Below are 11,367 nucleotides of genomic sequence, written 5' to 3' on the forward strand. Positions count from 1 at the left end.
GAAAACCGTTGTACCGCGAGGTACCCGGGGTTCGAATCCCTGTCTCTCCGCAACAAACGCTGAAAATCAGCAGATTACAAAACAAACACCCAGTTTTGCACCCAAGAATGTAAAGTCGGGTGTTTTTGTTTTATTTAAGATAATACAACCACTACATAATAAAAGAGTAGCGATATTAAAAGAATCCGATGAGAAAAGACTAATATTTATCTATCCATTCACTTTGATTTTTCAGGACTTTACATCGTCCTGAAAGTATTTGTTATTGTATTCCAACGTCAGGAGTGGATTATAATACAAGTTTTTTGTGTGGATAGAATTTCGTTTTGCTTAATGTACGAAAGTACTTATCTATAAACGCATGAAATATTAGCACAATGAATCATTGGAAATCAACTTTGGCCGTGATAGGAATAGGCCAACTCATATCTATTTTAACAAGTACGATTGTTGGCTTCTCCATTATTTTTTGGATTAGCAACGAATTTAAATCCCCGACAGCTTTATCTCTGGCTATTTTAGCTGGATTTTTACCACAATTTGTATTAGGCTTGTTTGCCGGGGTCTATGTTGACAGATGGAATCGAAAGAAAACGATGTTTTATTCGGACTTGTTCATCGCGTTCTGTACCCTATGTCTTTTTATTGTGATAACCAAGGGTTATAAAGACCTTTCTTTTTTTTATCTATTGACTGCTTGTCGTTCAATAGGCAGTACGTTTCATGCACCTGCTTTACAGGCAAGCATCCCTCTACTGGTTCCCAAGCACCATCTTGTCAGGGTATCAGGTTTGTACCATTCCATTCAATCCTTCAGTGAGGTGATAGCCCCCGTTGTAGGGGCAAGCCTCGTTGTTTGGCTTCCCATACAGTATATTCTGCTCATAGATGTGATCGGAGCTGTTGCTGCTTGTCTGACCTTACTTTGTGTCCAGATTCCTTCTCTTCAAAAAACGAAAGTTCTTCCAGATTTCAAAAAAGAACTGACGGAATGTTGGCATACCTTGCGGCGTACAATGGGCATTTTGCCTTTATTCGTATGCTTTACGCTGGTGACTTTTGTCCTTATGCCTGTTTTTACGTTATTTCCTTTTATGACGCTTCTGCATTTCAACGGAAACATTTTGCAAATGGGAGTTGTGGAAATGGGTTGGGGCTCAGGGGCATTGTTGGGCGGTTTAGTACTTGCCTGTAAGGCTTTGAAAAGCAAGCAAACATTAGTGATGCATACGGCTTATGTGATATTGGGATTGTATCTGATTAGCGCCAGTTATTTACCATCAAGCGCATTTATAGGTTTTGTTTGCCTAACATTTACAGGAGGCATAGCCTATTCCATTTACCATGCGCTTTTCATCGCTATTATTCAGCAGAACTTGGCTTCGGACATGCTTGGACGGACTTTTTCTCTCATCTTTAGTTTGAGTACCTTTCCATCAATGCTGGGTATCGTAGCTTCAGGATATTGGGTGGAAGCATGGGGTATCACATCCGTCTTTATGATCAGCGGATGGGTTATCTTTCTGATTGGAGTGGGTGCAAATTTTATTTCTTCAATCAAGCAGTTGGATAATTACGCATAGTATTATTTATTAAAGAATTATTATATGACAAAGAAAGAACACACTACGATTACAGAGTTATTTCAAGTTTTGGACTTGTTGGAAAGCCTGGACATGCAGTTTTGGTTGGATGGAGGCTGGGGAGTGGATGTCTTGTACGGACAGCAAACCCGCTTGCATAGAGATATTGACATTGATTTTGATGCCAATTATACAGACCAACTCCTTGATCTTTTGCAGGAGAGAGGATATCAAATTGAAACAAATTGGTTGCCCACCCGTGTGGAACTGTATAGCAAAGAATTAGGCTATATTGATATCCATCCTTTTGTCTTGAATGCGGACGGCACTTCCAAACAAGCCGACTTGGATGGAGGCTGGTATGAATTTCAACCGGACTATTTTGGAACAGCAGTCTTTGAAGGCAGAAGCATCCCTTGCATTTCTGCAAAAGGGCAACAAGTATTCCATTCGGGCTACGATTTAAGAGAGAAGGATATTCACGATTTATCTATAATTAAACAATGTATAACAACAATGAGCCTAACAATTAGATAAGAACAAGAAAATGACAGAAAAACAAATTGTCTGGTATATCTTACTTACAGAAGTAAAGATAGATAGTGACACCCAGTCTGTCACATCCCTGAGTGTAGCTCCATTGGCAGTCTTGCCGGAATTCCAGCGTAAGGGAATTGGGGGGGATGTTGATTCAGTAAGCCCATCAGAGGGCAGCACTTTTGGGTTACGGCACAGCAGTCGTATTGGGGCATAAAGAGTATTATCCTCGATTTGGCTATCGCAAGGCTATCGATTTAGGAATTGAATTTCCTTTCGAAGTCTCTCATGAATATTGCATGGTGGCTGAATTAATACCTGGAGCTACTGAGAATGTGAAAGGTATGGTTTGTTATCCAACTGACTTTAAATAGTTTAACAAGTAAAATTCATTATATAACTCGGACTGGGTATTTCAATTTCCCAGTCCGTATTCTGATAGTACTTATTCAATTGGAAGATTGTGTTGCTTCAAGAATGAAAGTTTATCCCAATACCCTCTTTGAAAGACGATTTTGTTATCTTTTACATGAAAAAATCCGCATCCACGAAGTCCAAGAGAGTCTTTCCATTCCATGATAGCCCATTCGCCATCTTCAAAAATATTTTCCACCATACAAACCATTTTAGCAGTGGCAAATTCATTCACAAACATTTTGTAGATTGATTCTTTACCAATTATTGGTTCGTTTGCGACTTGATGATTTACTGCATTAGTAGCATACAGCTCTGCTATATGATAAGCATCTGCTTTGTTAAAGCAATCTATCCATTTTTCCAAAACTTCTTTAGGCTTCATTTTTTATAAATTCTTAGGATTTTGATTCTGTAATAAAAACAATCTGTTTGGATGCATAGATACTTGATTTTATTAATAATAGGCTATTCTATATTCTAAATCCTCTGGATTTTTGCTCTCTCTGCACCGAGTTACGTAGATTCTGCTGTAACTTTTCCCATTGTTCCTTAAACCATTGTACTATGGGTTGTCGGTTTATGGTCAGCATAAGCTTACCACTATCCATCGGATGTTTCTCAACCCTAAAAATATCATTCTTGATGTCAAATTTCCACCTGTGTTCTTCGGAATAAATTTTGCCACTACATTGTATGGATTCTTTCTTTGTCAAGAGGTTTTCTATCATGTCTTTGGTAAACCCGATAACAGCGCATAATTTTTCCATTCTCAACATCTCTTTGAACATGGGAAACCATTTGTGGGCTTTTTCAAGCAAGGTGCTCAATCGTGATATTTCCTTGTCTTTGGCTTCAAGTTCTTGATTATGTATTCTTTGAAGATTACGAATTTGTCTGCTATGCTGTTCCTGTATTTGTTGTATCTGAATTTTTAATTCATCAGTAGCTTTGTCCCGTTTGGTAATTTCCTGATGTAGCTGCTCGATGTGATGTTCCAGTTCTTTCAGCTTACCGCTTCCGAAAAGAGAACCTACACCGCTTGCTATGGCGGTAGCAGCATTGGTGGCTGTTTTCTTTAGTTTGTCCGTGCGTATCTCTGCTTTTACCTGTTTGAGTTCCTGTTCGGCAAGGCTTACTTGTTGTTCCTTGTGTCGCTTGGTTTCCTCTATACGTTGCAGTTCGGCTTTCTGCTTCTCAATGATGAAATCATTTCGTTCCAGATGCTCTTTACCTGTGACAGCTTTTGCCTGTCCACGTTCCATCAGGAGAATATCGGAAGCAAGGGTCTGCATGGTTGCCATATCCTCGTCATTGAGCTTTCGGCTCTTTCCAGTTTCATGGTTCATCCAGTCGAATACGACATGAGCATGATAATTTGGTTTGAACCATCTGTTACCGACTTGGAAGCTCTCCTTGTCTTCTGCTTCCGGCTGACCGTTCAGCCAATGCCCTTCGTCTTTATGCAGGAAAATCTGTAGCGGAGTGATGCCCCAGCGTCTTTGGCACTCTTCACCGAATTTGCGTACATCAGCCAGTGTGGTGTCCGGTCTGATAAGCAATACTCCTTCACGGATGGGTGAGCATCCCGCCACCTTGATAATCTTTCCATTCTTTCCCTTGCGTTCCCTTTCCTTTTCCTGCATGGCACGTCCGGTCTTTTCCTTGACCATTTGCTTGATATTGTCATAATGAGTTCGCAGTTCGGGAGTGCCGAAGTCGGGATTTATCCACTGTTCGTTATCGGTGGAAAGTTCGGGAACGACATAGATTCTGGACTCCCCGATATTACGCATATACTCGGCAGTCCTTCGATTGTGTGCCTCGCTCGATGCGATGTTGCAAGGCTTGATATGTATGCTTGATTTTGTTGCCATAGCTTCTTTCCTTTGTTTACAATTGATTTACTTTGCTCGCTTTCGCAGAGGGGTTCTTAGGGGTAACCCATAAGCGGAGATTGCAAAGAGAGGGTCACTCTTTGCTCGGGGTTCTCAGGGGTGAAACGCCCTGAGTGGGTCATTAGGGCAAAGCCCTAATCCCCTCGGGAGAGCCCACAACTACGAAAGCGAAGCGTGTAGTTATAGTGGGCTATAACCGGAAGCCTTTCGGTTTCTTGGATAGTGTATCATTCCTCTTTTTGACAGATTGCGCTTGCTCTTTCCTATCGGCTATTCGTTTCTGTAAATATTCGTTCAGATCTTTACATCCACTGTAGATTTGCGAGGCGTCACGTATATACCGGGTAGCATCATACTCCTTTCTGATTTGCTGTATTGCTTCCATTCCTGCACGGTCATTGTCAAAGAAACAGTGGATGCGCTCATAGCTTCCCAACGGATAGAGTGCCTTGGGAACATTGGCTACGGAATTAAGAACTATGTAATCCTGTCTGTCGAAGTCGGGTGATTGCGGACAGCTTTCCAGTCTTAAGGTCAGAAAGGAAAGGTAATCCATAAATCCCTCAAAAACGTAACATGCACTCCTTGGCTTTCCTGACTGTCTGATATGGGATATTTCTTTTGGTGCGATACATCCCTTGAAATATCGGTTGCGGATTTCATATCCACCCGATATGTTCGGAAAAGCAATGGCGAAATAACGTTTGCCGTTGTGGGTGAAACGGGCTTCCTTACATTCTCTTTTCGCCAGTGCCGTGTTTATCCCTCTTTCCTGTAGATAGGCAAGCAGGGCAGGAGAAGTCAGCTGTACAATGTCCAACTCCTGAAAACTCGGTTCGGAAAATGACTGCTTGCCAAAAGAGAAAGATACGGGACGGATGTGCGGAGTCTGTTCCTCGATTTTCTGTAGAAGATAAGGTACATAGTCGGAATAGTAGAGTTCCTGTGCCAGTGCAATGATATTTCCACCTTTACCAATTGCAAAATCATACCATTGGTTGCGTTCGGTATTTATTTTGAACGAGGGCTCTGTCTCTTCCCGTAACGGGGATTTATACCACAGGTTGATACCTTGCTGCTTGACGGGAGAATGTCCCAAACTGTACAGAAAATCCGCTATCCTGATTTGTTTTGCTGTTTGTATATCCATAATAAGATGAGTGTTTGAATAATGGTTGGAATATTTATTTCTCTTTTCGCCCGTACCTTTTTATGAAGTACGGTCTGTATAATCACTTCACTTTATTTTCGTATATATAGGATACGGTAATAAAGTGAAGCGGTTTTACATTCTCTGCAATCGCTTCGCTTTATCCTTAATATATAGACCTGCCGAATAAAGTGAAGTGATTACAGGTTAGACGGTCTAATAGTGAAAGTCTGGCTTGAACGTGTATTTCCTGCCGTTCTCCTGTACTATCATCCGTTTGTTCCGGAGCATGGTGATAAGTGATACCGCCTTTTGATGGTTCAGTTTTACACCTACTGACATATAAGACTTGATTAAGGCGGTTTCCAGATCCTTGTAGCCGTATTCCTCTTTCAGTCCGAAAGCCGCTTCTAGTGCTATGCGGTGCTGTTGTTCGGTAATATGCCTGTAAGGGTCGAACTTTTCCTCTTCCGGTCTTCCGGGTTTCTTCGCTTCGGGTCTGTACCCCTCTATGAGTTCAGGCAATGCATTGTCGTTGATACGGAAAGCGAAAGGCTCGAAATCCATTGCACGTATGTGCATGGCCGAAACATTGCTTATATCCCCGTTGCTCTTGTCCTTTTCCACGAGAAGAACGGTTTCCGCCTTGTTGTTCAGCTCCGTACCGATATGCCCTCTTGCGTTTTCATCGCCTTTGTTCTGGTGGAGTATCGTATGGATGTGTATTTGCCTGTCATCCGTCCACTGCATCAACTTGGATATGATGCGTGTCGATTCTCCCGGACTGTTGATGTCATATACCATATCACGGATGCCGTCTATGATTACAAGCCCTATGTCCGGTGTATTATAGATAGCCTGTTCGACAATCCTGATGCGCTGTTCGGGCGTGTATTTCCTCAAAGCGAGAAACTCCAGATGTTCATTGTCCCTGTCATCAGGAAGACCGGCCAGCCGTAAAATACGTTTCATGACTTTCAGGCAGTGATAATGGCTTTGTTCCGTGTCCACATAAAGGACTTTCCTTTTGTTCTCCGGAAGTTCTGCCACATACCGTAGTACCGTACCGTTTTTCAATGAGGCGGCTACAATAGCCGACACATTGAAAGTCTTTTTACTTTTGGCTTTGCCTATGGATGCACTGAAATTGCCCAGTGTGCCAATGACCGAACCTTGCACTTTTAAAATCTCAGGTGCTTTCTCATAGATTTTCGATAGGCTCAGACGTGAGGCTTGCCAAAGGATTATCGCCTGTTCTGCAGATATTTCCTTTATTTCTCTCATATAGTCCATAAGCATACCTCCCATTATTTCCGTCCTCCTGTTTTCTTTCCGGCAAGTTCAAGAGCCAGTTCTGCATCAACTATAATCTTGCGCCCTATCTGGGTAATCGCCTTGTCTATCTTACCGCTTTTCTTTATGCGGTTGGCAGTGGGCAGACTGCACCCGAACAGTTTGGCTATACCGAGTATTCCGTACACATACTTCTTTTCCGTGTCTGTAACGGGTTGCGGCAATGCTTCGGCCTGACCTGAAGCGTGCTTACTCAGGAATATGAATTCTTCGCCTGTCATTTGCCAGACGGGTTTTGATAATAATTCTTGGATATTTGTCATCGTCCAATCTATTTAGTCGTTAAACAATCAGCCCTGCGCACTGGCTGTTATTTCTGTTCTCGAACGATGCAAAATTAGGTAGGGTTATGAGTGGTAAGGATGGGGACGGTACAAACTGAATATCATTGTATCTTATTGAATATCAGAAAACAAAAATACCACTCAAAAATTATTTTGAGTGGTAAAAGTGGAACTTTCGTAAAGTATCAGGATATATCACGGATTATCTGAATATATGTTCCATTTCCTTGGCGAAATTTTGGTTGCTGTCACTGGGGAAATCTGAAACAGGCTCCTTGTACTTGGATTTGTAGTAGCTGTCGTCAATATCCAGCAGTTTCAGTATTCTGTCTTTCCATTTGTCCCTGTCCTGTTTGGAGAGTTTCTCGCTCATCAGGAATATCAGATAGCATACACGTATTTTCTCTCTCGGTTTTATTTTCAGCTTACAGTTGCAGGGGTGAAGATTCATATTGGCATAGAAATCTGGTGCGGAAATTTCTTCGAACTGTTCTCCTTTGCACACCTCATGAATGAGCGAAAGTAATTTCATGCTGAAATATTCCTGTTGTTCTTCTGTCGTTTCCTGCTGACTGATTGGCTCGCTTGATTTATTCTCTTGCTTTCCGTCAGGAATGTATTTCTTCAATATATCCAGAAAAAGGCAGCTTTGACGGTATATGTCCGCACAACAGTTCTTCATATATTGGAATGCCTCTGTTCTTGCAGCCTTTTGCTGGTCATAGAGTTTGTTCAGTTTGGCTTTTTCCCTGTCATATTCAGCCTTGCAGCGTTCATATTCTTTCTCTGCCTGTTTTTCCTCTTCGGCTGTATGCTCCCTGTAACCAATGGAATCATACCTGTTGTTGGCTTCATTCAGCGGCTTGCTCAGACTTCTTGTAACATCCAGCTGGGCTTCAATTTCCTGAGAATACCTTTCCATGTGCTGATAGCAAGCACGTTCTATGGCTCTGTCACTTAACGGGCGTATCTCATAAGCCTGTATGCTCTTTTCTATTTCAGTTTTCAGGCTGTTGAGTATCAAGGTGTATTGCTCTTTTTGCTTGTCAAGCACCAGTTCAAGGATAGCGGCTTCAAAGGATTTCATGTCATTATACTCCTGATAGAAATCCGATATGAATTTCTGCCTGTCAAAAGAAAAAGCGTAATTATCTATATAGTCTCTGTATATTCTGTTGAGTTCTCCATATTGGGGAATCATCGTCTGTATCTTTCCTGCCATATACTTTATATTATGGGTTCTTGTCCTTGTCAAGGAATAAGGTCAGTTCTTCTTCCACTTCTTCTATACTCGGTAGGGCAGATTTCAGATTTTCGGGTACTGCCTTGCTCAATTGATAGTCGCTGATACCTATCGGCTGGTCATATCCAGCCAAGGCATATTGTGCCACGACCTCATCCTTACCCCTGCACAGCAAAAGACCGATGGTCTTGTTATCATTTTCTCCCCTCAGTTTATCATCTACAACATTGATATAGAAATTTAACTGCCCTGCATATTCCGGTTTGAATGGCGTTGCTTTCAATTCCACGACGACATAGGCGTGGAGCTTGATATTATATAGAATCAGGTCGGCGAAAAAGTCACTGTCCCCAATCTGGAAATGTTTTTGTCTGGCAACAAAAGCAAAGCCGTTACCCATTTCCAGCAAGTAATGGGTTACATGCTTTACCAACTGTTCTTCTATATCCCTTTCGTCAGCCTTTTCCTTTGCTCCTGCCAAGTCAAAGATATACGGGTCTTTTAACAGATAATTGGCAAGATCGCTTTGAGGTGCCGGAAGTGTGGCAGTGAAGTTGTTTACCTTGTTACTCTTGATTTGTCTGTCATACAGATTACTTTCAATCTGCATTTTCAGCACATTACTGCTCCAACCCATTTCTACAGATTGTTTAATATACCAATACCTTACGCCCAATGGTAGCGGATTATTGAGTATGACCATATGGCTTGCCCAATTTATCCTTGCAATCGGTGATGCCAAGAATAAATTTTCTATTTCCTCAATCTTTATTTGATAAATGGCAGATACTGTTTTTGCCACATTTAGAAATTGCGCAGGAACTTCCTGCGTAATTTCTAAAGATTGATTATCTGTAGATTGTATTTGCGCAGTAAGCTCCTGCGTAAATTGTCCGCTATTGAGCTTAAGGACTTCATTAGTAATGTTTTGAATATTTGGGACCGACAGTATTGAATCTGCTTCAATAAAACTACGAAGTACATTTAACGGATATAAACGGGCAAACTGGCACATATAAGTAAGATTACGCTCCGAATATCCCTTCTTTTCAGGATAATTGAATCTGATTGCCTGTGCCAATTTTTTGATAATTTTACCACCCCACCCATGTAGGTGTTGGTGGTACAGTATATAATTCCCCATTTTCCAGTAATGGAACAACATCTGGGCATTGGCTGCGGTAATGAGTCGGACTTGTGCCTGTTCTATTTCCGAACCGACAGCATGGACAAAGGCATCAAAATGACCTTTCTTTATATTATGTTCGTTGTTATTTTCCATATTACTAACTATTACTTAACAAAGATAACTCTAATAATGGATAATCTGTGAAACAGACTGATACTTTTATAGTTGGTTAAACTTGTTCATTGCATTAGCCTTAATATCATCGGCTATGTCAATGTAGGGCTTCATGGCTTTATAATCACTGTGTCCTGTCCATTTCATTACAACCTGTGCCGGAATACCTAGAGCCAGCGCATTACAGATGAATGTTCTTCTTCCTGCATGAGTACTGAGCAATGCGTATTTCGGGGTAACTTCATCTATGCGCTCATTCCCTTTATAGTAGGTTTCACGTATAGGTTCGTTAATTTCTGCCAGTTCTCCCAGTTCTTTCAGATAATCATTCATTTTCTGATTGCTGATAACAGGCAATACCATGTGGTTTTCAAAATGGATGTCCTTGTATTTTTCAAGTATGGCTTTACTGTACTTGTTCAGTTCAATACTCAGACTATCTGCCGTTTTAACGGTGGTGACTTCTATATGGTCGGACTTGACATCACTTCTCTTTAGGTTGCGAACATCTGAATAACGCAGACTGGTAAAGCAACAGAACAGGAAAACATCCCGGACACGTTCCAGGTATTGCTTATCCTTGGGTATCTGGTAGTCTTTCAGCTTGTTCAGTTCATCCCAAGTCAGGAAGATTACTTTTTTCGAGGTGGTTTTCAGTTTCGGTTTGAACGTATCGTATGCAATGTTCTGATGATGTCCTTTCTTGAAGCTCCATCGCAGGAACCATTTGAGGAATCCCATTTGTTTACCGATGGTACTGTTTCTCATGTCTTTCTTGTCACGCAGGAAATTGATATACTCGTTCAATCCGAACTCATCGAAATATTCAAAGGTCACATCTTCCTTGAACTCCTTGAGGTGATTTTTAACGGCTGCAAACTTTTCGTATGTGGATTCAGTCCAGTTATTCTGATTGCCGCATTCTTTTACAAATTCATCGAACACCTCCCAAAAACTTATCTGTGCTTCTTCCTGCTGTTCTTCGTTGGCATTCTTCATCCGCAGGTTGAATGCGTCCTTTAGCTGTTGGGTAGTGGGCATGGTTTCCTGTACCTCAAACTCCTTGAACACGTTTTGAATTTCGGCATAGTATTTCAGCAGATCGGCATTGATTTCAGATGCACTTTGCTTTAGTTTGTTGGTACACCCGTTCTTCACTCGCTGCTTGTCGGAATCCCACTTGGCTACATCGATGCGGTAACCCGTTGTAAACTCAATGCGCTGGCTTGCGTATATGACACGCATACGGATGGGGACATTCTCCACAATTGGCACACCGTTCTTTTTCCGGCTTTCCAATGCAAAAATGATGTTTCGTTTGATATTCATAATTGGGTGCGTTTGAAATTCTACACCCAAATATACACCCAATATTTGGAATAGCAAAAGATATTCAGAAAGATTTAGATTTACTATGTATTCCAAATAGTGCTTGATTATTAATGATTTGCAATTTTATGATATTTCTTGAATATGTAGGTTCGAGAGCCTGTCTCTCCGCTGAAACCTAAGACATTAGGTAGTCAAATTAAGACAAGTCCCGTAAAATCAACGTTTTACGGGACTTTTTCTATTTATCCGGTGGACAACCGAAAGACATTC

Annotated in this window: 11 protein-coding genes; 3 read left to right on the forward strand and 8 right to left on the reverse strand. The window is 41.4% G+C overall.

Features of this window, described 5'->3' with window-relative positions; all coding sequences use genetic code 11:
• The 3 genes from DXD04_RS16800 to lnu(AN2) all read left to right on the forward strand — a co-directional run.
• The coding region (locus tag DXD04_RS16800; RefSeq protein WP_220444618.1) for a hypothetical protein at positions 1-253 on the forward strand (253 nt) is incomplete at its 5' end.
• A gap of 124 nt (positions 254-377) precedes the next feature.
• Positions 378-1,583 carry a macrolide efflux MFS transporter Mef(En2) gene (mef(En2), locus tag DXD04_RS15515; RefSeq protein ID WP_005786079.1) on the forward strand — a complete coding sequence of 402 codons (1,206 nt, stop codon included), beginning with the start codon at positions 378-380 and terminating at the stop codon, positions 1,581-1,583.
• Positions 1,584-1,607: 24 nt separating this feature from the next.
• On the forward strand, positions 1,608-2,120 hold the full coding sequence (gene lnu(AN2), locus DXD04_RS15520; RefSeq protein ID WP_004308783.1) for a lincosamide nucleotidyltransferase Lnu(AN2): 513 nt from the start codon (positions 1,608-1,610) through the stop codon (positions 2,118-2,120).
• A gap of 445 nt (positions 2,121-2,565) precedes the next feature.
• Here lnu(AN2) and DXD04_RS15530 read toward each other — a convergent pair whose 3' ends face one another.
• From DXD04_RS15530 to DXD04_RS15565, 8 genes are all read right to left on the reverse strand, one after another.
• On the reverse strand, positions 2,566-2,919 hold the full coding sequence (locus DXD04_RS15530; protein WP_004308780.1) for a nuclear transport factor 2 family protein: 354 nt from the start codon (positions 2,917-2,919) through the stop codon (positions 2,566-2,568).
• A gap of 88 nt (positions 2,920-3,007) precedes the next feature.
• The gene (locus DXD04_RS15535; protein WP_004308779.1) at positions 3,008-4,411 is read right to left on the reverse strand and encodes a hypothetical protein; all 1,404 of its coding nucleotides are present in this window, start codon (positions 4,409-4,411) and stop codon (positions 3,008-3,010) included.
• Positions 4,412-4,622: 211 nt separating this feature from the next.
• On the reverse strand, positions 4,623-5,582 hold the full coding sequence (locus tag DXD04_RS15540; RefSeq protein WP_005795604.1) for a toprim domain-containing protein: 960 nt from the start codon (positions 5,580-5,582) through the stop codon (positions 4,623-4,625).
• Between the two features lie 216 nt (positions 5,583-5,798).
• Positions 5,799-6,875 (reverse strand): AAA family ATPase, encoded by a 1,077-nt coding sequence (locus DXD04_RS15545; RefSeq protein WP_009319341.1) that lies wholly within the window; start codon positions 6,873-6,875, stop codon positions 5,799-5,801.
• Between the two features lie 14 nt (positions 6,876-6,889).
• A complete protein-coding gene (locus DXD04_RS15550) occupies positions 6,890-7,198 on the reverse strand; it encodes a DUF3853 family protein (protein WP_007842330.1) in 309 nt (102 codons plus the stop codon).
• Positions 7,199-7,421: 223 nt separating this feature from the next.
• Complete coding sequence (locus DXD04_RS15555) at positions 7,422-8,441, reverse strand: hypothetical protein (RefSeq protein ID WP_117674063.1); 1,020 nt, start codon at positions 8,439-8,441, stop codon at positions 7,422-7,424.
• Between the two features lie 10 nt (positions 8,442-8,451).
• A complete protein-coding gene (locus DXD04_RS15560; RefSeq protein WP_117674064.1) occupies positions 8,452-9,744 on the reverse strand; it encodes a PDDEXK nuclease domain-containing protein in 1,293 nt (430 codons plus the stop codon).
• Positions 9,745-9,810: 66 nt separating this feature from the next.
• Positions 9,811-11,094 carry a site-specific integrase gene (locus DXD04_RS15565; RefSeq protein WP_117674065.1) on the reverse strand — a complete coding sequence of 428 codons (1,284 nt, stop codon included), beginning with the start codon at positions 11,092-11,094 and terminating at the stop codon, positions 9,811-9,813.
• Between the last annotated feature and the right edge of the window lie 273 nt (positions 11,095-11,367).

It is taken from the genome of Phocaeicola plebeius (assembly GCF_003437535.1).
Taxonomy (GTDB): Bacteria; Bacteroidota; Bacteroidia; order Bacteroidales; family Bacteroidaceae; genus Phocaeicola; species Phocaeicola plebeius_A.

Excerpts from the sequence above, each read along its gene's own strand:
- DXD04_RS15555 (WP_117674063.1), bottom strand. The coding sequence starts at position 8,441 with ATGGCAGGAAAGATACAGACGATGATTCCCCAATATGGAGAACTCAAC.
- DXD04_RS15545 (WP_009319341.1), bottom strand. The coding sequence starts at position 6,875 with ATGGACTATATGAGAGAAATAAAGGAAATATCTGCAGAACAGGCGATA.
- DXD04_RS15565 (WP_117674065.1), bottom strand. The coding sequence starts at position 11,094 with ATGAATATCAAACGAAACATCATTTTTGCATTGGAAAGCCGGAAAAAG.
- DXD04_RS15540 (WP_005795604.1), bottom strand. The coding sequence starts at position 5,582 with ATGGATATACAAACAGCAAAACAAATCAGGATAGCGGATTTTCTGTAC.
- DXD04_RS15530 (WP_004308780.1), bottom strand. The coding sequence starts at position 2,919 with ATGAAGCCTAAAGAAGTTTTGGAAAAATGGATAGATTGCTTTAACAAA.
- DXD04_RS15535 (WP_004308779.1), bottom strand. The coding sequence starts at position 4,411 with ATGGCAACAAAATCAAGCATACATATCAAGCCTTGCAACATCGCATCG.
- DXD04_RS15550 (WP_007842330.1), bottom strand. The coding sequence starts at position 7,198 with ATGACAAATATCCAAGAATTATTATCAAAACCCGTCTGGCAAATGACA.
- DXD04_RS15560 (WP_117674064.1), bottom strand. The coding sequence starts at position 9,744 with ATGGAAAATAACAACGAACATAATATAAAGAAAGGTCATTTTGATGCC.